Origin of the sequence: Actinomadura macra NBRC 14102 (assembly GCF_001552215.1) — a bacterium.
In the GTDB taxonomy this organism is placed as follows: Bacteria; Actinomycetota; Actinomycetes; order Streptosporangiales; family Streptosporangiaceae; genus Spirillospora; species Spirillospora macra.
Map to the genome: position 1 here is coordinate 173,439 of NZ_BCQT01000010.1, position 22,306 is coordinate 195,744.

Annotated in this window: 29 protein-coding genes; 9 read left to right on the top strand and 20 right to left on the bottom strand. The window is 69.4% G+C overall.

Features of this window, described 5'->3' with window-relative positions; translation table 11 throughout:
* Positions 1-24: 24 nt before the first annotated feature.
* The 3 genes from AMA02S_RS17500 (at position 25) to AMA02S_RS17510 (ending at position 1,584) form a co-directional block, all read left to right on the top strand.
* Positions 25-336 carry a hypothetical protein gene (locus tag AMA02S_RS17500; protein ID WP_067459581.1) on the top strand — a complete coding sequence of 104 codons (312 nt, stop codon included), beginning with the start codon at positions 25-27 and terminating at the stop codon, positions 334-336.
* Between the two features lie 14 nt (positions 337-350).
* Positions 351-1,013 carry a WXG100 family type VII secretion target gene (locus AMA02S_RS17505; RefSeq protein WP_067459583.1) on the top strand — a complete coding sequence of 221 codons (663 nt, stop codon included), beginning with the start codon at positions 351-353 and terminating at the stop codon, positions 1,011-1,013.
* A 61-nt stretch (positions 1,014-1,074) separates the two neighbouring features.
* Positions 1,075-1,584: a hypothetical protein gene (locus tag AMA02S_RS17510; protein WP_067459585.1), complete on the top strand. Its 510-nt coding sequence runs from the start codon at positions 1,075-1,077 to the stop codon at positions 1,582-1,584.
* 63 nt (positions 1,585-1,647) lie between these two features.
* Here AMA02S_RS17510 and AMA02S_RS17515 read toward each other — a convergent pair whose 3' ends face one another.
* Positions 1,648-2,103, bottom strand: coding sequence for a YbaB/EbfC family nucleoid-associated protein (locus tag AMA02S_RS17515; protein WP_169806839.1), 456 nt, complete (start codon positions 2,101-2,103; stop codon positions 1,648-1,650).
* 90 nt (positions 2,104-2,193) lie between these two features.
* On the bottom strand, positions 2,194-3,354 hold the full coding sequence (locus AMA02S_RS17520) for a S8 family peptidase (protein ID WP_067459589.1): 1,161 nt from the start codon (positions 3,352-3,354) through the stop codon (positions 2,194-2,196).
* A 133-nt stretch (positions 3,355-3,487) separates the two neighbouring features.
* Between AMA02S_RS17520 and AMA02S_RS17525 the strand changes: the two genes are divergently transcribed.
* Genes AMA02S_RS17525 through AMA02S_RS17535 form a run of 3 tightly spaced genes read left to right on the top strand, consistent with a single transcriptional unit; the run spans position 3,488 to position 5,378 of the window.
* Complete coding sequence (locus tag AMA02S_RS17525; RefSeq protein WP_067459592.1) at positions 3,488-4,198, top strand: hypothetical protein; 711 nt, start codon at positions 3,488-3,490, stop codon at positions 4,196-4,198.
* Positions 4,195-4,794: a hypothetical protein gene (locus tag AMA02S_RS17530; RefSeq protein WP_067459595.1), complete on the top strand. Its 600-nt coding sequence runs from the start codon at positions 4,195-4,197 to the stop codon at positions 4,792-4,794. Before AMA02S_RS17525 ends, AMA02S_RS17530 begins: the two co-directional genes overlap by 4 nt.
* Complete coding sequence (locus AMA02S_RS17535; RefSeq protein WP_067459597.1) at positions 4,791-5,378, top strand: hypothetical protein; 588 nt, start codon at positions 4,791-4,793, stop codon at positions 5,376-5,378. Before AMA02S_RS17530 ends, AMA02S_RS17535 begins: the two co-directional genes overlap by 4 nt.
* Here AMA02S_RS17535 and AMA02S_RS17540 read toward each other — a convergent pair.
* From AMA02S_RS17540 to AMA02S_RS17580, 10 genes are all read right to left on the bottom strand, one after another.
* Positions 5,269-6,576 (bottom strand): hypothetical protein, encoded by a 1,308-nt coding sequence (locus tag AMA02S_RS17540; protein WP_067459600.1) that lies wholly within the window; start codon positions 6,574-6,576, stop codon positions 5,269-5,271. The two genes, AMA02S_RS17535 and AMA02S_RS17540, sit on opposite strands and share 110 nt — an antisense overlap.
* A 107-nt stretch (positions 6,577-6,683) precedes the next feature.
* Positions 6,684-6,992, bottom strand: coding sequence for a DUF1416 domain-containing protein (locus AMA02S_RS17545; protein ID WP_067459603.1), 309 nt, complete (start codon positions 6,990-6,992; stop codon positions 6,684-6,686).
* A 46-nt stretch (positions 6,993-7,038) separates the two neighbouring features.
* Positions 7,039-7,878, bottom strand: coding sequence for a sulfurtransferase (locus AMA02S_RS17550; RefSeq protein ID WP_067459606.1), 840 nt, complete (start codon positions 7,876-7,878; stop codon positions 7,039-7,041).
* Positions 7,879-7,919: 41 nt separating this feature from the next.
* Positions 7,920-8,363 carry a DUF4395 domain-containing protein gene (locus tag AMA02S_RS17555; RefSeq protein ID WP_067459609.1) on the bottom strand — a complete coding sequence of 148 codons (444 nt, stop codon included), beginning with the start codon at positions 8,361-8,363 and terminating at the stop codon, positions 7,920-7,922.
* A 75-nt stretch (positions 8,364-8,438) separates the two neighbouring features.
* Entirely contained in the window at positions 8,439-8,504 is a 66-nt protein-coding gene (locus AMA02S_RS45020; protein ID WP_360610734.1) for a putative leader peptide, read from the bottom strand.
* Between the two features lie 116 nt (positions 8,505-8,620).
* Positions 8,621-9,040, bottom strand: a complete 420-nt coding sequence (locus AMA02S_RS17560) for a TlpA family protein disulfide reductase (RefSeq protein WP_067459612.1) — start codon at positions 9,038-9,040, stop codon at positions 8,621-8,623.
* Between the two features lie 107 nt (positions 9,041-9,147).
* A complete protein-coding gene (locus AMA02S_RS17565) occupies positions 9,148-9,873 on the bottom strand; it encodes a zf-HC2 domain-containing protein (RefSeq protein WP_067459616.1) in 726 nt (241 codons plus the stop codon).
* Positions 9,870-10,394 (bottom strand): sigma-70 family RNA polymerase sigma factor, encoded by a 525-nt coding sequence (locus tag AMA02S_RS17570; RefSeq protein WP_067459619.1) that lies wholly within the window; start codon positions 10,392-10,394, stop codon positions 9,870-9,872. The genes AMA02S_RS17565 and AMA02S_RS17570 overlap by 4 nt, the downstream gene beginning before the upstream one ends.
* 39 nt (positions 10,395-10,433) lie before the next feature.
* Positions 10,434-11,144 (bottom strand): LmeA family phospholipid-binding protein, encoded by a 711-nt coding sequence (locus tag AMA02S_RS17575; protein ID WP_067459622.1) that lies wholly within the window; start codon positions 11,142-11,144, stop codon positions 10,434-10,436.
* A gap of 149 nt (positions 11,145-11,293) precedes the next feature.
* Entirely contained in the window at positions 11,294-11,554 is a 261-nt protein-coding gene (locus tag AMA02S_RS17580; RefSeq protein ID WP_067460815.1) for a MoaD/ThiS family protein, read from the bottom strand.
* A 210-nt stretch (positions 11,555-11,764) separates the two neighbouring features.
* Here AMA02S_RS17580 and AMA02S_RS17585 point away from each other — a divergent pair, with 210 nt between their 5' ends.
* Positions 11,765-12,478 carry a winged helix-turn-helix transcriptional regulator gene (locus AMA02S_RS17585; protein ID WP_067459625.1) on the top strand — a complete coding sequence of 238 codons (714 nt, stop codon included), beginning with the start codon at positions 11,765-11,767 and terminating at the stop codon, positions 12,476-12,478.
* A 63-nt stretch (positions 12,479-12,541) separates the two neighbouring features.
* Here AMA02S_RS17585 and pstB read toward each other — a convergent pair whose 3' ends face one another.
* The 5 genes from pstB to mshD all read right to left on the bottom strand — a co-directional run bounded on the left by pstB (position 12,542) and on the right by mshD (position 17,671).
* A complete protein-coding gene (gene pstB, locus AMA02S_RS17590) occupies positions 12,542-13,318 on the bottom strand; it encodes a phosphate ABC transporter ATP-binding protein PstB (protein ID WP_067459628.1) in 777 nt (258 codons plus the stop codon).
* 48 nt (positions 13,319-13,366) lie between these two features.
* Entirely contained in the window at positions 13,367-14,263 is an 897-nt protein-coding gene (gene pstA / locus AMA02S_RS17595; RefSeq protein WP_245667623.1) for a phosphate ABC transporter permease PstA, read from the bottom strand.
* Positions 14,260-15,243 carry a phosphate ABC transporter permease subunit PstC gene (gene pstC, locus AMA02S_RS17600; protein WP_067459631.1) on the bottom strand — a complete coding sequence of 328 codons (984 nt, stop codon included), beginning with the start codon at positions 15,241-15,243 and terminating at the stop codon, positions 14,260-14,262. Before pstC ends, pstA begins: the two co-directional genes overlap by 4 nt.
* 92 nt (positions 15,244-15,335) lie before the next feature.
* Positions 15,336-16,442, bottom strand: coding sequence for a phosphate ABC transporter substrate-binding protein PstS (gene pstS / locus AMA02S_RS17605; protein ID WP_067459634.1), 1,107 nt, complete (start codon positions 16,440-16,442; stop codon positions 15,336-15,338).
* A gap of 389 nt (positions 16,443-16,831) precedes the next feature.
* The gene (mshD, locus tag AMA02S_RS17610) at positions 16,832-17,671 is read right to left on the bottom strand and encodes a mycothiol synthase (protein WP_245667624.1); all 840 of its coding nucleotides are present in this window, start codon (positions 17,669-17,671) and stop codon (positions 16,832-16,834) included.
* Positions 17,672-17,789: 118 nt separating this feature from the next.
* Here mshD and AMA02S_RS17615 point away from each other — a divergent pair, with 118 nt between their 5' ends.
* Positions 17,790-19,469, top strand: coding sequence for a bifunctional metallophosphatase/5'-nucleotidase (locus tag AMA02S_RS17615; protein ID WP_067459639.1), 1,680 nt, complete (start codon positions 17,790-17,792; stop codon positions 19,467-19,469).
* 78 nt (positions 19,470-19,547) lie between these two features.
* Here the strand turns inward: AMA02S_RS17615 and AMA02S_RS17620 are convergent, their stop codons facing one another.
* Positions 19,548-20,711, bottom strand: coding sequence for an inorganic phosphate transporter (locus tag AMA02S_RS17620; RefSeq protein WP_439951601.1), 1,164 nt, complete (start codon positions 20,709-20,711; stop codon positions 19,548-19,550).
* Positions 20,708-21,325: a DUF47 domain-containing protein gene (locus AMA02S_RS17625; RefSeq protein WP_067459642.1), complete on the bottom strand. Its 618-nt coding sequence runs from the start codon at positions 21,323-21,325 to the stop codon at positions 20,708-20,710. Before AMA02S_RS17625 ends, AMA02S_RS17620 begins: the two co-directional genes overlap by 4 nt.
* Positions 21,326-21,543: 218 nt before the next feature.
* On the opposite strand from AMA02S_RS17625, the gene AMA02S_RS41855 reads away from it, so the two are divergent.
* Positions 21,544-21,705, top strand: a complete 162-nt coding sequence (locus AMA02S_RS41855; protein ID WP_157430653.1) for a hypothetical protein — start codon at positions 21,544-21,546, stop codon at positions 21,703-21,705.
* Positions 21,706-21,904: 199 nt separating this feature from the next.
* Here the strand turns inward: AMA02S_RS41855 and AMA02S_RS17630 are convergent, their stop codons facing one another.
* The gene (locus tag AMA02S_RS17630; protein ID WP_067460818.1) at positions 21,905-22,087 is read right to left on the bottom strand and encodes a hypothetical protein; all 183 of its coding nucleotides are present in this window, start codon (positions 22,085-22,087) and stop codon (positions 21,905-21,907) included.
* Positions 22,088-22,306 lie beyond the last annotated feature (219 nt).

Genomic DNA, 22,306 nt, shown 5'->3' on the forward strand with positions numbered 1-22,306 from the left:
TGCGCACGCGCGTGAGGAGTCCGTATGGCACCCCCCAGCGAGAAGGAAATCAAATTTAAAGGCCCGGCACTTCGGAAGCTGGGGGCCGATATCGAGAAATCTGCGGACAGCGTGCTGAAGCCGGCCAGAACCCAGCTGGACGGTATCGGGGTGGGTTATCCGGGCTTCAGTGTCGTCGGTATTCCGCTCGCTTTGGCGCACACCGTCATCGGGAACCAGGCGTCCCAGCAGATCGAGAAGGCATCGACGCAGATAAAGTCATGGCGCGTCGCACTCGATAAGACGGCCAGAACCTGGGAGAACGCCGAGTCCAAGTCCGAAACCCAGGCCAACTGACGGGAACGACCACCATGAGCGTCTATGCGGCCGGTCTGCCGATGCACAGCGCCGGCCTCGGCATGACCATCGCCTCGAACACCATCCTGCCCGCCGGGATCCCGCTGAGCGTCGCCTTTCTGCTGACCCTTTCGAACGCGGGGCAGATCGACGCGGCGGGCACCCAGTGGCAGGACGTCGCCAAGAAGCTCGACGGCTTCAAGGACGAGCTGGAGAAGATCAAGAAGCTGCCCGAGGCCGACTGGACGGGCGACGACCGCCGCGCCTTCGACCTGGCCGTCACCAAGTACGAGTCCGAGCTCAAGAAGCTCAAGGACTCCGTCGACATGATCGGGACCGTCATGCACGGCGCGGCCCTGGTCTACTTCCTCCTCGACATCCTCGTGCTCGCCGTCGGCATCATCCTGCTCTACATGGCCGTCGTGGCCTGGGCGTACATGTGCGTGCCCTTCGGCCAGGCGGTCGCCGTCAGCTTCAACGCGGCCGTCGCCGCGAAGGTCGCCGCGATCCTGCCGACCATCGCCACGTTCAAGGCGGGCGTCACGGTGGTCGCCGCGTTCCTCGGCACGATCGCTGCCGTGGTCGGCGGCACCTACGGCATGAGCTTCGTCAACCTCGGTGTGGGCGAGCCGGACTTCACGCAGGCGTCGGTCGAGATGCCCGAGGCGCCGGGATAGACCGGGAAGAGGGTCCCGCATCAAGGATCAGCCGACTCAGCGGAACGGATGTGGATCGATCATGGCTTTGGTCGCCATCGTCGTCATCGGCGTGCTGCTCATCGCCTTGCTCATCGGTCTCGCCTGGCTGGCGGTGAGCCTCGGGTGGTTCGCGGTGAAGGGAAGCAGGGCGGTCACCTCGCCCCGCGCCTTCGCCGAACTCGCCGCGAGCGAGGGCCTGACCTACGCGGAACGGGACGAGGGGCTGCCGCGCAGCCTCTCCCCCGTGCTGCCGGAGACCTTCGACAACACCGTGGCGCTGGACGTGCTCCGCGCGCACGTTCAGGGCCGCGATGTGACCATCTTCCGCTACCCCGGCAACGCGGGAGGCTCCGTGAGCGTCTGGGCGGTGCCCGTCGATCCGGCCGCGACGCACGGGAACGCGCAGCTCACCGCGTCCTTGAACACTCGCTACCCCTCCTCGTGGACGATCCACGGGGGGTTCCTTCAGACGTGGAACGCGAAGGTGAAGCACCGGCCCCGCGTTCTGCTCACCGAGGCGCAGTTCCTCGTACGCGCCCTCGACGGATAACGACCGCAGCCGCCCGTCTCCCGGCCTGACTCGGCTACGGCCAGGGGAACGAGCGAGCGGCCGTCAGAGCCCCAGCTTGCGACGCATCTTCTCGACTTCCGTGAGCGCGTCGTTGAGCGCGTTGCCGAGGCTGTCCTGAATCTCCTTGATCTTCGCGTCGGACTTTTCCGGGTCCGTGACGAAGTCCATGGGATTCTCGCCCTCGCCTTCGAACATTTTCCGCATCTGCGCGTTCAACTGCGCCTGCATGTCCTGGGCGGCTTCCTGGATCACTTTCTTGATGCTCTCGGCGAGATCCACCGACGCCATCTTCATGACCCGCGGATTGAGCTCCAGCTCGGTCAGCCCACTGGTGGCGCTGAAGGCGGCCTTGACGTGACCGTCCGACGATTCCGCCCGGCCGACGACCGTGCTCAGTTCCTCCTGCATCCCGGACAGCTTGGCGGCCTTCCGCTGCGCGTCCGCGATCGCCTTGTCCGGGTCGATGTTCTCGAGATCCCCTAGTCCGGCGCTCATCATCCTCCTGCCACCCTGAGCTTGTGCTGCACACATATCCCGTGCTGCGCACATCCTAACGTTGATCTTCGCAATACCCTGGATTGACCAGGGTCAGCTGCCGGGGCGCCAGTTGCGGCGGCGGCCGGCGGGGATCACCAGGGCGGCCGTGCCCACACCGAGCGCGGCGATCAGGGCGACGGCGGCTATGGACAGGGCGAGGGTCTTGCCCAGGTCGTCCTGCGGCGGCGGCTGGTCGAGCGAGACGGGTTGGGCGCCGGGGAGGACGGCAGGGGCGCCGCCGGTGGAGACGGTGGTCACTGCGCGCAGGGGGTTCACCACACCCGAGCCGGTGCCCTGCACCTGGGCGCCGTCCGCGGTCTGCTCGATGCGCTCCTTGACCTGGAGGTAGGTGAGTTTCGGGTTGAAGGAGCGGATCAGGGCGGCGGTGCCGGCGACGTAGGGGGCGGCGAGGCTGGTGCCGTCGTCGACCTTGTAGGCGTTGCGCGGCCAGGTGCTGATGACCGCCTGGCCGGGTGCCGTCACGGTGACCGGGGTCACCGTGTTGGAGAAACCGGCGAGCTTCCCGTCCTTGGAGAGGGCACCCACCGAGATCACGCCCGGGTAGCCGGCGGGGAACGCCTTCTGCGGGGTCTGCTTCGTCTGGTCGGTGAGGTTGCCCGCCACCGACACGATCACCACGTCACGCTGCTGGGCGTAGTGGACGGCGCTCCGCAGCTCGGGTAGATCGGGTGACTGGGACGAGATGTTGATGACCTTGGCGCCGAGGTCGACCGCCTTGCGGATGGCGAGCGGGGCCCAGCGCGAGTCGTTGCCCTGGGCCTTGGTGGCCATCTTCACCGAGATGAGCTGGGCCTCGGGCGCGACGCCGACGAACGAGATGCCCTGGGCGCGCATGTCCCGGCCGCCGATGATGCCGGCGACCTGGGTGCCGTGGCCCACGCAGTCCTGCAGGCCGCCCTTGGTGACGTCGTAGGACGCGACGTGCCCGCGCAGTTGCGGGTGGCTGGTGTCCACGCCGCTGTCGACGATTGCGACCTTCACGCCCGTGCCCCGGGTGTGCGTCCACGCGTCGACGTAGTTCAGGCGCTCCTGCGGCCAGAGCTGACGCGGGAGCTGGTTCGCGGGGCTGCCGTAGACGAGGGGGTCCTCGCATGCGGCGGCCAGCGCGGGCGCGGTGTGCAGCAACGGGACGAGGGTGCCACCGAGCGCGGCGGTCACTGTGAGCGCCAGTGTCGCCTTGCGTCGCCGCACTTTTCCTCCCGGGCCTGGCCGAGCATGAGCAACAAGCACATTACCGGCCGGTGTGCGTTGTGGAGGCGGCCGATACGACACAACGGTCGCAGTCGATGATCTCCGTCACGGGAGAGGTATTACCATTCGGCGGGTGCAGTCCACCGCACCGGTTCCCCCGGACCCCGGCGGCCACGCGCCGAGGCGCTGGCTGGTGCCGGCGTGTGTGCTGAGCACGGTGGCCGTGCTGGTGCCGGTGCTGTGGGTCACGGGAGGGTTCGCCGAGACGCCGCGGGAACCGGCGAAGGCGTCCGGGCAGGCCGTCGACCTCGGCCTGTTCAGCGTCGTCGTGCGGGACGCACGGGTCGGCAGGGCCGCCGCGGACTTCGGCACCGGGCGGCAGCGCTTCCTGATCGTCCGGCTCCGCGTTCTCAACCAGGGCAAGGAGACCGTCTCGCTCGGGATCGGCGGGCTGACGGACGGCATCGCCGCCCGCACCAGGACGGGCAAGTGGGTCAAACCCGACCAGATGGAGGGCATTGCCGGGGGCGCGAAGACCGCCACGACGCAGCCGGGGCTGCCGGTGGAGGCGTCGGCGATGTGGAAGATGGGCCCGGCGGACGCGCCACGCCAGTTCGTCGTGGGCCTGCGCAGGTGGGAGTACGGTCACGGCTTCACCGACAGCAGCTTCCGCTGGCAGGTCGATCTGGAGGACGGCTCGTTCGCCGGGCGGCTGACCTTGCCCGTCGCCGCCCCCGCCCGCCCGAGCGTGACGCCCCGCCCGAGCGTGACGCCCCGTCCGACACGGAGTGCCACGCCCAGGACCCGGCCAAGGATCACACCGAAGCCGACGGGTCGGCGATGAACATCCGCAGGCTGCTCATGCAGGGCGGCGCCGGGGCCGGCGGGACGATCCTGCTGGCCGGCGCGATGTGGCTGCATTCCCTCGAACCGAAGGTCGAGGCCAGGGAACTCGAACCGATCCGCAGCAGCGGCAGGATCGGGCAGGAGGTCGGCAACCACGAGTTCAGCGTGCGCGTCGAGCGGGTGGAGGCCGCGCGGTCGCTCGCGCCGAGCCTGTCCCTGGGCGACCCTCCGCCGGTGGGATCGGAGGGCGTCTACCTGGTGGTGCGGCTGCGGGCGACGACCAGACGCGCGCCACTGAAGCTGGCGTCCGCCGAGCTGGAGACCTCCGGGGGCCTGGTGTTCCGAGCCGGGCCGCGGACGGACGCCGGCGACGTCGTCCAGCCGGAGTTCCAGCCGATGATCTGGACCCCGACCGTGTTCGTGTTCGAGCTGCCCAGGGAGCGGGTCGCCGGGGCCCATCTGGTCGTGGGGACCGGCGGGCTGCTGCCCCAGCTGTCCGCCGCGGCCGACATCGACCTCGGTCTCAGCGAGACCCGCGCGGCCGAGCTGATCCGCACCGCGACCGACCGCTACGACGTGCGGTCCCGCCCATGAGCGAGGACCCCACGCGGACGCGTCCCGATCCGCCGGCGCCCCGGCCGTCCCGGATGCGGCCGCGCGATCGGCGCGTCGTCCAGGCGATCGCGCTCGCCACCCTGCTGCCCGTCCTCCTCGTCCTGCAATGGGTGGACGAGACGCACAACGTGCACAGCAACCTCAAGCCGGAGGAGAAGGTGACCACGGTCCCGCGTGGGGCGATCGGCGTGCTCGGCGGCGCGCAGTGGAAGGTCGTCGACCGGCGGGCCACGGCCCCCCTCACCACGGGCACCCCCCCGAACTCCTCCGCGGACGTGGTCGAGCTGCGGCTCACGCTCGCCGTCCGTCCGCTGGACGCCGCGGGGGCCAAGACGGTCGGTTCGTACGGGATCGTCTACCGCCTTCGGGAGGGCGGCGGCGAGCGGCGCGTGTGGTCGGCGTCCGGGCTGACCCTCGGTGCGCCGCGGCAGGGCGTCGCGATGCGGCTGACCGTCAGGGGGACGGTGCCCCGAGCCAAGGCCGATTCGCTGGTGCTGGAGGTGCGCCCTCCGGCGTACTCGCGGGGGAAGGGTCCGTTGCCTTTGCTGCGGTTCGTGCCGTGACGCGGGCCATGACGAGGTTGAACGCCGCCGCGACCAGACAGATCCGCAGGATCTGGAAGAGCAGCCCCGTCCCGTACGCGACGAACGGCATCCGCGGGATCCACCAGGTCACCTCGTGCGGGCCGAGCAACTCGTAGACGAGCCGGCGGGAGGCATCCTCGGCCACGTCCAGGCCGGTGAACAGCAGGCAGAACGTCGCGAACGGCAGAATGCCCGACCGGCGGACGAGCCGCAGCCCGTACCAGGCGGGCAGCCACATCTCGCGGAAGCCGCGGGTGAGGATCTCGCGCGGGCTGTTCACCCGGTCGAGCCCGCCGGCGCGCGCCAGCCGGTCCGCCGCCCGGCCGCGGCCGAGCACGACCTGCTCGTCCCGCGCGTCCAGGCCGAGGATCACCCCGGCAATGACCAGCCAGATCAGGGCGCCGAGCACCGCGTCCTTGAACGGCGGCCACAGGTCCAGGACGGGGCCGGCCACGTCGGTCACCCAGGTCCATGCCTGCCGCCGGGCGAACCAGTCCACGCCCTCGCCGCGCAGGTGGTCGATCGTGAAGATGGCGAACAGCGCGAAGTTGATCTCAAGGAAGGCGGCGAGGGCGCCGGCGGAGCGCGGTATCCGCTCCGCCAACAGCCATTCCACCAGGAATCGGACGGTGAAGAACCCGGCGGTGAGCCCGATCGCCAGCGGGACGTGCTTCTCCAGCGAGACGAGCATGCCGAGGCCCTTGAGCTGGCCCTCGAACCCGCCCTCGGCGAAGCCGCGGCTGGTGGCCTGGCCGGCGAACTCGCGGGCGTCCTCGCCCTGTAGGCCCCAGCCCAGATAGAAGATCACGAAGGGGAGGGCGGCGCGCCCGGCGGCGCCGAGGACCGATTCCTCGTTCCCGACCGCCCAGGGGGTCAGGTCGCCGTCCGCCTCGCGCGCGTGCACCACGTCCAGGCCCTCGCGCAGGCAGTGCACCATCGCGACCGCGACCGCGAGGGTGATCATCACGAGGACGCCGACGGTGAGCAGCGGCGCGACGGCCGCCGCCGTGCCCTTCATGACGCCGAGCCGGTAACCGCCGTACATCGCCCCGTACCGCAGCAACTCCCCCAGCGTGAACCACAGGGTCAGGGGCAGGACGAACCGCGCCGCGAGCCTGAGCGCGGCCCAGGGCAGGATCAGCGGCGAGCGGGCGGAGGGGACGAACCGGACGGACATCGCGCTGATGCTATCCAGCGCGCCCCCGGCCCGTCCCGTAACGACGGACCCCGCCGTCCCGTAAACCGGGACGGCGGGGTCCGACGATCGGCCCGCGAAGGCTCTGCTCAGATCGCGACCTCGAGCCCGGCGACTTCGCCGGTCTTGGCCGTGACGCTGTTGTCGACGCTCACGCCGCCCGCGGCGAGGACGCGCACGGTCCAGTCGCCGTCTGCGGCGAAGAACCGGAACACGCCTTCCTCGCCGGTGACCACTTCGGCGGTGAACTCGCCGGTCGAGTCGAGAAGGCGGGCGTAGGCGCTGGACACCGGGGCGCCGTCACGGGTGACGGTCCCCTGGATCACGGCTTCGTTGTCGAGGTCGACGGTCGCCGGAAGGTGCGCCGTCTGCGCGGGCGCTGCGCAGCCCTGGGTCATTGCTCCTCCATCTCCGTGCACACGGGAAGGGTCGAGGTGGGGACGATTACTTCGGCTCGCCGAGTTCGATCGGGACGCCGACGAGCGAGCCGTACTCGGTCCAGGAACCGTCGTAGTTCTTGACGTCCGGGAGGCCGAGCAGCTCACGCAGTGCGAACCAGGTGTGGGACGAACGCTCACCGATGCGGCAGTAGGCGATCGTCGACTTGCTGAGGTCGACGCCGGCCTCGCCGTAGATCTCGCGGAGCTCGTCGTCGGACTTGAACGTGCCGTCGTCGTTGGCCGCCTTCGACCAGGGGATGCTGCGCGCGGTGGGCACGTGCCCGGCGCGCTGCGCCTGCTCCTGCGGCAGGTGCGCCGGGGCGAGCAGCTTGCCGCTGAACTCGTCCGGCGAGCGGACGTCGATCAGGTTCTTGCTGCCGATCGCGTCCACGACCTCCTCGCGGAAGGCGCGGATCGAAAGGTCCTGCTCCTGGGCCGTGTACTGCGTGGTAGGACGCGACGGTACGTCGGTGACCAGCTCGCGGGAGTCCAGCTCCCACTTCTTGCGGCCGCCGTCGAGGAGCTGTACCTTGTCGTGGCCGTACAGCTTGAAGTACCAGTACGCGTACGCGGCGAACCAGTTGTTGTTGCCGCCGTAGAGGATCACCAGGTCGTCGTTGGCGATGCCCTTGGCGGACAGGAGCTGCTCGAAACCGGTCTTGTCGACGAAGTCGCGGCGGACCGGGTCCTGCAGCTCCGTCTTCCAGTCGATCTTGACCGCGCCACGGATGTGGCCCTTGTCATAGGCGGACACGTCCTCGTCGACCTCGACGAGAACGAGGCCGGGCGAGTCCAGGTTGGACTCCACCCAATCGGCGTCCACCAGGACGTCGGAGCGGCTCATGCGGGAACCTCCCTGTCGGAGCGAAACTTCGCGGTGGTGAATCAGTACTTCTCCAGAGGGGACGTCCCCCTTCGTCCCCCGACCCGAACGCGCCGGGTGAGTAGATACATCTCGCAGCCGAGGCAGAACCCGAACGCCGCGTTCAGGAACGCCGCCGCCAGCGCGAGGGCGGTGGCACCGATACCGAGCCAGGTGCTCCCTGTCGCATACCCGACCGTTCCGACCAGGGCGAAGACGAGCCCGACACCCTGCGCGAAGCGGGGTGGGGCCTCGTCCTCCAGTTCCCTGGGAGGAGCGAGCCGGGGGCGGACGAGCACTCTGAAGACCAGTGCGTACGGGGCGTACCGGAGGCCGAAGACGGTCGCGACGGCGAACGCGACGGCCTGGGCGGCGAGCAGTGCCCCGCTCCCCAACACCAGAACTGTGATGAGTACCACCGTCGTGACGGCTGCGATGAAGCGCTGCCCACGCGGATCAACCTGCATCGGGGTGCTCCAGAGTGGAGGAAGCGTGCGTACGAGCTGGAAAAGGGCTGCTCGGGGGCGGAAGGGCTCGATGCCTCAGGCCATACGACAGAGCGAGGCGGCCAGGCGGCAGAAGTCCACCGCGCGGCGCTTCGTGAGCATCTGCTCTGTCCAGTAACGCACGGACACGATGGTAAGCCGACAATCCACGCGCTGTCACATCCATCTCGCCTTGCGAGACAGTGACATTCCTCTTCCCGCAGGTCAGCAAGGTCAACTCAGGGAAGAGCGGTTCCCAGAGCCGCGATCACGTCGGCCTTGCGGGGGGCGCCGGCGGCGCGCTGCACGACTCGTCCGGCGGCGTCCAGGACGAGGACGGTCGGGGTGCGGACGATGTTCAGCCTGCGGACGAGATCCAGGTGCGCCTCGGCGTCCAGCTCGATGTGCACGACCCCGTCCACCATGCCGGCCACGTCGCCGAGGACGCGCCGGGTCGCGCGGCACGGGGCGCAGAACGCGCTGGAGAACTGGAGGAGGGTGGCCCTGTCACCGAGGTCGGCGCCCAATTCACCCGGCCCGAGGATCTCGGTCACGCCGTCCTCCCTCCGGGCGCGCAGGACTCCGTCGCGGCGCCGCCTGACCAAGCCGAACACGGTGGCCGCGGCGAGCACCGCCACCGCGATCACTGCGCCTTCCATCGAAGGTGACAACCCGAGCACACCCCGGATTCTTCCGGAACCCTGCGGCGGAGCGGGACGGAACCCGCCTTTCGGAACCGCAGGGCCGAACCCGAGGCGGGGCGCGGTCAGGTGGGGATCGTGAGCAGCGGCGCCCCGTCCAGGCCGACGACCTCGAAGGAGAACAGCTGCCCGCGGGGGAACATCGTGGATCCGCGGTACTCGCCGTAGCCCTTGTCATAGGGGACGTACCAGCTGCCGAGCGCGTCCCGCTGCCCGTTCCTGGCGATCACCAGCAGCCGGCACCGTGACCCCTTCGGGACGCCCGACAGGTGTAGTTCCACCTCGGTGCCCCACTTCTTGTTGCGGAGGATCACGAAGCCCTTGATGTCGTTCCGGGGATTCTCCGCCGTGATCCGCTCCGCCGTGCCCGTCGGCGCGGGTGAGGACGTCGCGGGAGACGGCGTGGCACGGTCGCTCCCGTCCGAGGAGAACAGCAGCCCGCCGAACAGCATGCCGACGACGAGCAGCAGGCAGGCCGCGGCGGCCAGCGGAGCCCAGGCCCGCCCGCGGCCACCGGCCGGTCGGCGCAGCGGCCCGAGCCATCCCCGGCGCCGCTCGGCCGCGCGTGCGAGCAGCCCGTCCAGGAGTTCGGGCGGCGGACCGGCGACCTCGCTGAGCTGCGCCTCGTCGACCCGCCCAAGCAGCGCGGGCAGGGCGGCCAGCCCGGCGAGCTCGTCCCGGCAGGACGGGCAGCCCTCCAGATGGGCCTCCAGCCGGCTCCGCTCACCGGGCTCGATCGCGCCGAGCACGTACACCCCCAGCGAGGTGCGCACGTCCGTGCAATCGTTCATGGCGCCAACCCCCGCTCCTCCAACGCGAGCTTGAGCGCCCGCAACGCGTAGTAGGTGCGGGACTTCACCGTGCCGGGTGGGATGCCCAGCGTCTTCGCGGCCTCGGCCACCGAGCGGCCCCGGTAGTAGGTCTCCACCAGGACGGCCCGGTGCGATGGTGTCAGCTGGGCGAGCGCCTCGGCCACCGTCCAGGATTCCAGAGCCCGGTCGATGTCGTCCGAGCCGGACGCGGTCATGATGACCTGCTCGTCGATGCCGGTCTCGGGCGGCCGCGCGCGCTTGGCGCGATGTGCGTCCACTACAAGGTTGCGCGCGACCGTGAACAGCCACGGCCGTACCGGACGCCCTGCGAGCGCCTCAGGGTGCTTCCAGGCGCGTAGGAGCGTCTCTTGCACCACATCCTCTGCCTGGGTTCGGTCCCCACCCGTCAGCCGCAGAACGTAACCGAGGAGGGGACCGCCATGCTCGCTGTACAAGGCGCGCAGCAAACCCTCATCCGCGGTTGGACCCACACTTCTCACACGTACGCCTGCGCGGACCGGTTCACAAGGAGACGCAGGTTATTTCGGTTGCCGCTGCTCCAGGTCGTTCAGCCGGACGTTCGTCGCCGTCGCCGAGACGCGCAGCCCCGCCTCGGTGGGTTCGATCTTGCTGATCCGGGTGCCGACGGGCAGGTCCGCCACCGGGACCAGCCAGGTCAGCTGCCGCCGCACCAGGGCCACCGGCATCTGCGGGGCGCCGGTCGACCCGACCGACAGCGGCGTGACGGCGATTCCCTTGCCGGTGGGCTTGACGGCGACGACCGCGCTGCCGGACAGGGGGACGCCAAGCACCGTCCCGGTCAGCTCGACGGCGAGGTTGTCGCCCTTCGGCGCGATGCTCTTGACCTGCTTCGGCGCCCGCTTCTGGATCGCGTCGTAGGGGACGATGGCGGACGCGGTCGCCGTGCGGGCGGTGACGTTGGCCGCATCGCCCGAGGTCACGTCCGACAGCGGCGCCTTCACCCCGCGCATGTCGACGCGGACGTCGGTGACGGTGATGCCCTGATCCGTCCAGTCGCCGATCTTCACGTCGATGTGGTCGTACTCGCCGCCGACGGCCTGCGTCAGGAACGGGATGCCGTGGATCGTCACATCTGGCCGCTCCTGGAGGCTGTACTGTGCGGCCACCTGCTTGCCGATCTCGTTCTGCGCGACGCGGACGCCGAGCCGGTCCGCCGCTATCAGACCACCGGCCACCAGGATCAGCAGTACCAGCAGGACTTTCCGCATCTCTCTCCTCCAGGCGACGGCACGCGACCGGCCACACCATAGTCCGCGAACCGCCCGTAACGGGTCGCGCCATGGAATGAGATCGCCGCGGACGCTCGTAGGTTCGGGGCATGACCCGCGGACGGCCCGTCCGGCCCCGGCCAGATGGATCAGCCGCCCGCGAAGGGCGGCAGCACCTCCACGACACCGTCCTCCGGCAGGATGATCGACGCGTGCGGCCGGGCACCGACCGGATCACCGTCCACGAGGAACGAGCTGCGGCCGACGACGCGCCGGAACTCGCCGCCCCGCCCGTCCCGCGCGAGGGCGGCCTCCATCGCCTCCGCCAGCGTCGCCGCGTCGTACGGCTCCTCGTCGGTCCCCGCCGCGGACTTTGCGGCCGCCCAGTAGCGGATCGTTCCCTTGGCCATGACCACAGCGTCTCATCTCCCCGACCCGTGACGGTGCCGTTGCCCTGGGGAGGGGCTCGGATATGCTCGTGCCGAGGGATCCGGGCGACGAGGCCATGGAGTTCATCCGACAGCCGTCATGGTCACCTCGTCTTCGAGCCGCTGGCCGTCCGCGGGGCTCGACGATGAGCCGCCTGGGTCCTACGTCTGTTTTGGACGAGGAGGCGGCACTTGAGCAGCTTGCTCTTGCTGACCAACGCTTTGGAGCCCTCCGACGAGATCCTGCCCGCGCTGGGGCTTCTCCTGCATTCGGTGCGCGTCGCCCCGGCGGAGGGCTCGGCCCTGCTCGACGCGCCACCGGCCGACATCGTGATCGTGGACGCGCGCCGCGACCTCGTCCAGGCCAAGGGCCTGTGCCGGCTGCTGCGCACCACGGGTCTCGACGCGCCCCTGTTCGGCATCGTCACCGAGGGCGGCCTCGCCGCGCTCAGCCCCGAATGGGGCCTGGACGATGTGCTGCTGCAGACCGCCGGCCCCGCCGAGGTCGAGGCCCGCCTCCGGCTCGCCGCCGGGCGCGCCGCCGACACCGACACCGATGAGGTCCCCGGCGAGATCCGCAGCGGCGAGCTCACGATCGACGAGGCCACCTACACCGCGAGGCTGCGCGGCCGCGTGCTCGATCTCACCTTCAAGGAGTTCGAGCTGCTGAAGTACCTCGCCCAGCACCCGGGCCGGGTCTTCACCCGCGCCCAGCTCCTCCAGGAGGTCTGGGGCTACGACTATTTCGGCGGCACCCGCACCGTGGACGTCCACGTCCGCCGCCTGCGCGCCAAACTAGGCGCCGAGTACGAATCCCTGATCGGCACGGTCCGCAACGTGGGCTACCGCTTCGTCCCGCACCAGCACCCCGGCGAATCGGAAGAGAAGGCCACGGCGCGGACGTAGCCGGTCGCAGACGCACTCGACCACATCGGCCCGCACCCCGGCCGTCAACGAAATGACCCGCTCCTAACCGAAACGACCGGTGATGTAGTCCTCGGTGGCCTTCTGTTCCGGGTTGGTGAAGATCTTGCTGGTGTCGTCGATCTCGATGAGCTTGCCGGGCTGGCCCGTTCCGGCGATGTTGAAGAAGGCGGTGCGGTCGCTGACACGGGCCGCCTGCTGCATGTTGTGCGTGACGATGACGATCGTGTACTGGCTCTTCAGCTTGCCGATGAGGTCCTCGATCGCCAGCGTGGAGATCGGGTCCAGCGCCGAGCAGGGCTCGTCCATCAGCATCACCTGCGGCTGGACGGCGATGGCGCGGGCGATGCACAGCCGCTGCTGCTGACCGCCGGACAGGCCCGCACCGGGCTTGCCGAGCCGGTCCTTGACCTCGTTCCACAGGTTGGCGCCCTGGAGCGAGCTCTCCACGATCTCGTCGAGCTGGCTCTTGCGGCGGACGCCGTTGAGCTTCAGGCCCGCCGCCACATTGTCGTAGATCGACATCGTGGGGAACGGGTTCGGGCGCTGGAACACCATGCCGACGACGCGCCGGACGGCCACCGGGTCCACCGAGGATGCGTAGAGGTCGTCGTCGTCCAGCAGCACCTTGCCCTCGACGCGGGCGCCGGGGATGACCTCGTGCATCCGGTTGAGGGTGCGCAGGAACGTCGATTTGCCGCAGCCCGACGGCCCGATGAACGCCGTCACCGAGCGCGGCTCAACCGTCATCGAGATGTCCTCGATGGCGTGGACGCCACCATAGAAGGCGTGCAGTCCGGACACTTCGATCCGCTTGGCCATGGGGTGAATGCTCCTTGTGGGGTGATCAGGCCGGGGATGGCCGGTGCGTCAGCGGCCGGCGGGCCTGCGCCGTCCGGCGATGAGCCGGGCGACCAGGTTGAGCAGCATGATGATCAGGATCAGGACGAGCGCGCCCGTCCAGGCCCGGTCGATCGAGTTCTGGCTCGGGTCCTTCGCCTGCTCCCAGATGAAGGTGGGCAGCGAACCCTGCGGCTCGGAGAACGGGTCGGTGTTGATCGCCTTGGTGAAGAAGATCGTGAGCAGCAGCGGCGCGGTCTCGCCCATGACGCGGGCCACCGCCAGCATGATCCCGGTGATCATGCCGGTGAGCGCGGTGGGGACCACCACGAACATGATCGTCCGCCAGCGCGGGACGCCCAGCGCGTACGACGCCTCCCGCAGCTCGTTGGGGACGAGTTTCAGCATCTCCTCGGTCGCCCGCACCACCGTGGGGATCATCAGGATGGTCAGTGCCAGCGCGCCGGCGAGACCGGAGAAGCCGAAGCCCAAGGTCAGCAGCCACAGCGCGAGCACGAACAGCCCGGCGACGATCGACGGGATGCCGGTCATGACGTCGACGAAGAAACTGATCGTCCGCGCGAGCCGGCCGTTGCCGCCGTACTCCACGAGGTAGATCGCCGTCAGTACGGCGATCGGCACCGCGATGACGCTGGCGATGGCGACCTGCTCCAGGGTGCCGACGATGGCGTGATAGGCGCCGCCGCCGGTGTCCCGCCCGCTCACACCGTTCATGGAGCGGTTGAGGAAGTCGGCGTCCAGCCGCTTCACCCCGTTGCCGATGACGGTCCACAAAACCGACACCAGGGGGATCAGCGCCAGCACGAACGCCAGATACACCAGCCCTTGGACGAGCTTGTCCTTGACCTTGCGCGCGAGCGACACCGATCCGAGCGAGGATCGGGGGGAGTTGGTCAGGGTACTCACACGAACTCCTTGCGGCGTGCCACCACGGCCCGGGCCGCCATGTTGACGACGAGGGTGATCGCGAAGAGGACGAGGCCGGAGGCGATCAGCGCCCCGCGGCCGGTCGTCGTCGCCTCGTCGAAGCTGTTGGCGATGTTGGAGGCGAACGTCGCTCCGCCGTTCTCCAGCAGGTGGATGTTGATGCCGGGCACGTAGGTCAGCACCATCGCGACGGCGATCGTCTCGCCCATCGCGCGGCCGAGGCCGAGCATCGAGGCGCCGATCATGCCGGACCGCCCGTACGGCAGCACCGCAAGCTTGATCGTCTCCCAGCGGGTCGCGCCGAGTGCCAGCGCGGCCTCCACGTTCGCCCGCGGGACCTGGAGGAACACCTCACGGGTGATCGAGGAGATGATCGGCAGGATCATGATCGCCAGCACCACCGAGGCGGTGAAGATCGAGTTCTTGCCCGGGGAGTCGCCGCCGAACAGCGGGATCCAGCCGAGCACGCTGTTGAGGAACTTGCTGATCCCCTCCATGTGCTGGGACAGGAACGCCAGCCCCCACAGCCCGTACACGATGCTGGGCACCGCGGCGAGCAGGTCGACGACGTAGCCGAGGCCCGAGGCCAGCTTGCGCGGCGAGTAGAACGAGATGAACAGGGCGATGCCGATCGCGACCGGCGTGGCGATGAGCATCGCCAGCAGCGACGACACGATCGTCCCGAACGCCAGCTGCGCGATGCCGAACCGCGGCGGCACCGCGTTGGGGTTCCACTCCTCGGCGGTCAGGAAGTTCGCCTTGTTGTCCTGGAGCGCCGGAATCGCCTTCCAGATGAGGAAGATGGCGATCGCGGCCATGATCGCCAGCACGATGATGCCGGAGCCCCGGGCCGCCGACACGAAGATCTTGTCACCGGCCCGGCCGGTGCCCATGCGCAGGCTGCCGGTGGCGCGATGCCTTGCGCCGGCGGTCGCCTCGACGCCGGAATCGCTGGTCACGGGGGGTCCTCCCTGGATCACTTCGGCGGAACCCAGATCGGCCCCGCCGCCGAACTCCTCGGCGGCGGGGCTGCTGGAGTCGTCGTCGGCCGTCAGGACAGTGCCTTCACCGACGTCTGGACCTTGGTCAGCACGCTGTCCGGGATCGGCGCGTAGCCGAGGCCGGTCAGGATCTTCTGGCCGTCGGCGCTGGAGGTGTAGGTGAGGAAGGACTTGACGAACTTGGCCTGCTCGGTTGGCAGCCCCTTCTCACACGCGATCTCGTAGGTCACCAGGACGATCGGGTAGGCCCCGGCCTCCGTGGTGGCGTAGTCGATCTTCAGTGCGACGTCGTTGCCGGTACCGACGACCTTGGCGCCGGCGACGGCCTTGGAGGCGCTCTCGGGCGACAGCGTGGTGTACTCACCGGCGCCGTTCTTGACCTGGGCCGTCTGGAGCTTGTTGTTCGTCGCGTACGACAGCTCGACGTAGGAGACGGCGCCCGCGGTGCTCTTGACCTGGCTGGTCACGCCGTCGGACTTCGGTGCGCCCTGGCCGGTGGAGTTCGGCCACTTCTTGGCCTTCTCCCACGTCCAGATCTTCGGCGCCGTGGTGTGCAGGTAGTTCGTGAAGTTGTCCGTGGTGCCGGACTCGTCGGACCGGTAGATCGGCTTGATCGGCGAGGAGGGGAGCTTGGCGCCCTCGTTCTCCTTCGCAATGGCCGGATCGTTCCAGGTCTTGATCTTCCCCGAGAAGATGCTGGCGATCGTTTCGGACGACAGCTTCAGCCCGTCCACGCCCTGGAGGTTGTAGACCACCGCGACGGGTCCGACGACCATCGGCAGGTTCAGGGCGTTGGAGCCCTGGCAGCGCTGCTTGGCCGGCCCGACCTCCTCGGGCTTGAGCGCCGAGTCCGAGCCGGCGAACGCCACCTGCCCCGAGGTGAACGCCTGGATGCCCGCGCCCGAGCCGCTCGGGTTGTAGTTGAGGTTGGCCCCCGCGCACTGCAGCGCGTACTGCTTGGTCCATTCCTCGATCGCGTTCTTCTGGGCGCTGGACCCGGCGGCGTTCACGCTCGCCTTCGCGCAGTCGATCTTGCCGGACGGCGCGTTGCTGGCGCTCGCCGCCGACGTGTTGTCGTCGCTCCCGCAGGACGACAGGGCCATCGCCCCCGCGACGACCACACCGCCCAGGGCGGCGAGTCGAGAACCGTTCTTCACCGGAGGGTCTCCTCGTTAGTTTCGTCGGGCACGTCCCCCGACCGTCACGCTGGCGGGGTTCGGCCAGGTGGCGGGGTTGCCGTCGGATGCGACGCTAAGCAGACCAGGTGACCAGCCGCCCCGATCCAGGTGAACGAGGGATGAACTGAGACGGGCAGAGCTGCGAAGAATGCCCCGATTTGGCATGTCTACCGGGTTAACACCGCAGCTCAAACCCCCCAAACCCGGCTCCGCATTTGGTCAACCGCGTTTGAGTCCCATCACTTTGGGGACGCGCTCCCGCCGCCGCGCGAGCGCGCTACCTGACCCGGCCGAGCGCGGCTCTGGGCCGGGACTGCGATGAACCGGAACCGCGATGAAAGGGACCGCGATGAAAGGACCGCGATGAACTACGCGTACATGACGTCCACGGTGTGGCGCGTGAAGCCGAGTGTCTCGTAGAGGTGGACGGCAGGCCGGTTCGACTCGTCCACGTACAGCATGAGTTCGGCGAGGCCCTGGTCGCGCAGGTGGTGGAGTCCGGTGAGGGTGAGGGTGCGGCCCAGACCGAGGCCCTGGGCGGACGGGTCGACCCCCACGACATAGACCTCGCCGAGACCGTCCGGGTGAACCTTCGTCCAGTGGAAGCCGACGAGGCGACCGTCGCGTTCGGCGAGGAAGAAACCGGACGGGTCGAACCAGGCTTCGGACTCGCGGGCACGGAGGTCGTCGATCGTCCAGGAGCCCTGTTCGGGGTGGGAGGCGAAGGCGCTGGCGTTGACCCGGAGCCACGCGCCCTCGTCCTGGCCGGGGCGGAAGGTGCGGATGCCGACGCCCTCGACCGCCTTCGGGTCGGGGAGCGGCGCGGCGGCGGGGCGGCGCATCTGGAAGAGGGCGCGAGCGCGGGTCATGCCCTCGGCGGAGGCCAGCGCCGCGGCGGCGGGCAGGTCGCCGTGCGCCCAGACGCGCAGGGGGCCGGCGGCCTCATCGCGCAGGGCGCGCAGGAGGTCGCGGCCGTGGCCGCGCCGGCGGTGCCCGGGATGGACGAACAGCTCGCCGGAGGCGGGTTCGTCGGGGGTCGCCGGGTCGAGGCGGGCGTAGCCGACGACGGTGGAGCCGTCCGAGACGGTCAGCGCGGGACGGCCCGCCCGGAGCGCGAGCATCGCGTGCTCGGACAAGGGGGCGACACCATCGGCCTTGGCGGTGGCCTCGACGGCGGCGAGGACGGCGGCGATCTCGGGCTGCTTCACGATCACCAGATTAGGCGCCCGAACAGGCGGGACCGCCCGCCAGGTCCTGATGGAAACGTCACACGAACGTCACTGAGTCGCCGAGATCCGTATGCCGGGCTGTCCTACCGTTCGCAAGATGACTCGACGACGCACCCTCCTGGCCTGCGCCGCGGCCGCGCTGACTGCGGTGGCGGTGGCCGCGCAGCCGGCGGCCGCACGGCCCGCGCCCACCGCGTCCGTGCGGCTGCTCGCGCTGAACGACTTCCACGGCAACCTGGAGGCGCCGACCGGAAGTTCGGGCACCGCGATCGACGAGAACGGCAACGCCGTTCCCGCCGGCGGCGCCGCCTACGTCGCCGCGCACCTGAAGCGCCTCGCCGACCGGCGGACGCTGACCGTCGCGCAGGGCGACCTGATCGGCGCGTCACCGCTGATCTCCGCCGCCTATCACGACGAGCCCTCGGTGCAGTTCCTCGGGAACGTGGGGGTGACCGCGTCGGCGGTCGGCAACCACGAGTTCGACGAGGGATACCGGGAACTGCTGCGCATCCAGAACGGCGGCTGCCACCCCGTGGACGGCTGCTCCCCCGCGGGCAGGTGGAAGGGCGCGAAGTTCGACTACCTCGCCGCGAACGTCCTGCTGGAGAAGAAGAACAAACCCGTCCTGAAGCCGTGGACGGTCCGCCGGATCAACGGCGTGAAGGTCGGGTTCATCGGCGTGGTCACCAAGACGACCCCGACCATCGTCACCGCGGACGGGATCAAGGGGCTGACCTTCGACGACGAGGTGGCGGCGGCGAACCGGTCCGCGCGGGAGCTCAAGCGCCGGGGCGTGCGGGCGATGGTGCTGCTCGTCCACGAGGGCGACCAGGTCAAGGCCGGGAACCGGCCGGACGAGTGCGGCACGGTGCCCGGCGCCGGGACGCGCATCGCCCGGGACGCCGACCCGGAGATCGACGTGGTGCTGTCCGGGCACACGCACCAGCAGTACGTCTGCTCGGTGCCGGACCCGAAGGGGCAGCCGCGGCTGTACTCCTCCGGCTCGTCGTTCGGGCGGGTGATCACGCAGGTGGACTTCGAAGTGAACACGCGCACGGGCGACATCGTCCGCTCGTCGCTGAAGGGCGACAACCACGTGGTGACGCGGGACGTGCCGCCGGACCCGGCGACGGTGATGTTCGTCCAGACCTGGAAGGACCGGGTCGCCGCGATCGCGAACAAACCGATCGGCAAGATCACCGCCGATCTGACCCGCGCGCCCTCGCCGGCCGGGGAGACCACGCTCGGTGACGTCGTCGCGGACGCGCAGCTCGCCTCGATGAAGGACAAGGGCGCCCAGGTCGCGCTGATGAACCCGGGCGGCGTCCGGGCGGACCTCACCTACACGGCCAGCGGCCCGGAGGGGGACGGCGTCGTGACCTACGGGGAGGCGTTCACCGTCCAGCCGTTCAGCAACGTGATGGGCGTGACGTCGCTGACCGGCGCGCAGCTCGACGCACTGTTGGAGCAGCAGTGGACGTCGGCGGGCGAGAAGATCCTGCAACCGTCGGCGGGCCTGCGCTTCACCATCGACCGCTCCAGGCCGGTCGGCGACCGCGTCTCGGCGATCACGATCGACGGGACGCCGGTGGACGCGGCCACCACCTACAAGGTGGCGGCCAACAACTTCCTCCTCGGCGGCGGTGACGGGTTCAGCGTCTTCACCCAGGGCAAGGACCAGGTTCTCGGCCCGATCGACCTGGACGGGCTCGTCGCCTACTTCGGCGCGCAGGGCACGATCTCGCCTCCGCCGCTGAACCGCATCTCGGGCAGGTAGCGGCAATCGCAGGGCCCGCCGTTCCGGGACGAACCGGAGACGGCGGGCCCTCACGAGGACGGGTGGAGTGGTGGGGCGTCAGGCACCGAAGAAGTGGATGATCCCGTAGACGGCGGCGGCCACGGCGGCGGCCATCGGCATGGTCAGGACCCACGCGAGGACGATGTTGCCCGCCATCCCCCAGCGCACCGCCGACAGCCGCTTCGTCGCGCCGGCGCCCATGATGGCCGAGGTGATCGTGTGGGTGGTCGAAATTGGAGCGTGCCAGAAGTAGGCGGTGACGTACAGGACGACGGACGCCGTCGCTTCGGCCGCGAAGCCCTTCGGCGGATCCACCTCGATCACCTTCCGGCCGAGCGTCCGCATGATCCGCCAGCCGCCCGCGTACGTACCAAGGGAGAGCGCACCCGCACACGCCACGATCACCCAGGTCGGCACCGAGTCGCCGTTCGAGTGGCCGGTGGTGACCAGCGCGAGGACGATGATCCCCATCGTCTTCTGCGCGTCCTGCAAACCGTGACCGAGCGCGAGAGAGGCGGCCGAGAGCGTCTGGGCGATGCGGAAGCGGCGGCCGATCCGGCCTGGATGCGACCGCCGGAAGATCCACAGAATCGCGATCATCACCGAGTAGGCCAGGAGGAACCCGACGACCGGAGAGACCACCATCGGAATCGCGACCTTGTCGACGACGCTCGTCCAGTTGACGGACGAGGCGGACGCGATGCCCGCCCCCACCACCCCGCCGATCAGCGCGTGCGAAGAGGAGGACGGCAACCCGAAGTACCAGGTGATGAGGTTCCAGGTGATCGCTCCGAGGACGCCGGAGGCGATCACGGTGAGCCCGTGCAGACCGGTCGGCGGGGTGATGACGTCGCTGATGGTCTTGGCGACCTCGACGCCGAGCAGCGCGCCCAGCATGTTCATCACCGCGGCCATCAGCAGCGCCACGCGCGGGGTCAGCGCCCGCGTCGACACGGCCGTGGCGATGGCGTTGGCCGCGTCGTGGAACCCGTTGGTGTAGTCGAAGACGAGGGAGATCACGACGACCAGGACGAGCACCGCGGCCTGCGCGTCCGAGCGCAGACCGACCGCTCCCGCCGCCATGACCAGCAGGATGCCGGCGAGCAGCAGCAGCCATGCCCGTCCGGTCACGCGCCGGGTGGCCTGCTCGCCCAGCGTCGGCTCGACTCCGGTCGATGGTTCACGCACGAGGGTCGTACCCGGGTCCCCCGGCGTGCTCATGATTCCTTGACCGCGATGGTCTCGACCGTGTTGGCGACGTGCTCGAACGCGTCGGCCGCCTCCTCCAACCGGTCGATGATCTGCTTCATCTTCATCACGGTCAGCGGGTCGTACTCGCCGCTGAACAGGTGCGCGAGCAGCTTGCGATAGACCTGGTCGCCCTGGTTCTCCAGCCGGTTGATCTCGATCCAGTACTCGTTGAGCTCCTTCATCGACCGCAGCCTCGGCATGGCCTCGGCGGTGAGCTCGGCGGCCCGCTCCAGCACCTCCACCATGTGGACGATGCCCTTGGGAAACTCATCGATCTTGTAGAGGACGACGAGGTCGGCTGCCTCCTCCATCTCGTCCATCACGTCGTCGATCGTCGAGGCCAGCCGGTAGATGTCCTCGCGGTCGAAGGGGGTGATGAACGTTTCGTTCAGCCGACGCATGATCGCATGAGTGCATTCGTCGCCCGCATGCTCGCAGGCGCGCATCTTCTCGGCGATGGCGGGCCGGTCGGCGCCATCGCTGATGAGCTCTACGAGCAGCCTGGCGCCGGTGACCAGGTTGTTCGCCGAGTCGGCGAACATGTCGTAGAAGCTGTCCTCACGCGGCGTGAGACGCAAGCGCACGTCGTTCTCCTGATGTGCCGGAACAGTCCGCAGAGGATCGTAGGCGCAACCAGCCGTAAAAAGAACCTTTGCCCTAGCTTCCGCTGGTGTCCGCCATCCTCTCACCTACAAGATTGCCCCGGATCACCAGGTACATACCCCCGCCACAGCCCCCTATCTGCAGCGATGGACCGCCCTTTCGACGGGGAGACACGAGCTTACGGGGAGTGACCGCGATCATGAGTGAGATTCGTTACAGCGTCCGCCGGAACCGTCGCGGTCGCTGTGTCCACACCCTGGACGGGGAGGTCGGATGGGGCGTCGGGTTCGGCGAGGCGTCCACGGATGTGGCCGCCCGCGTGGTCACCGTCCGTGGCATTGGTCTGGACGGCGCCGCGTGACGGGTCGCCACCGGTGGGACCGGTGACGACGCGGGGGGCCGGAACCGCTTTTCCACGCGCTGTGGAACGGGCCATTCGCGTGTTCCGGAACATCGGCGGGGCCACTGTCGGCCCATCGGCGATGCCGCTACGGAGGGCCTCTAACGCGAACCGGGGACGCCCGATATTCGGCGTCCCCGGTGCCTGCTGCGGGCCTCGGCTAGTCTTGTGGCGTCAGCTCGCGACGACCGGCGTCGTCGGATCGCACTCCGAGCACCATGTCGATCTCCGCGACGGTCAGCGGCCGCTCGGCCGCCGCCACCGCGCTGAGCATCTCGGCATAGAGTTCGATCTCGTCCAGCGCAACGCGGTCGTGGACGCGCAGGTCGAGATACTGGCGCACCGCGTCCACCTCCGTTCGTTCCCCACACCCACAGTCGAGGCTACGCGTCCCACCCCGACGGGCACATGACCCAAGAGGACCATTCGAGGGCCACTCTCCCCCCTGGTCTTCCCGGGTGAGGTGGACATGATGCGAAAGTCCCGTCCATGGGAGGACGCGGGGGGACCTCGGCACACCGCCGCGCGCCCGCCACCGGACCGTCCCGGAGCAGCCCCGAGC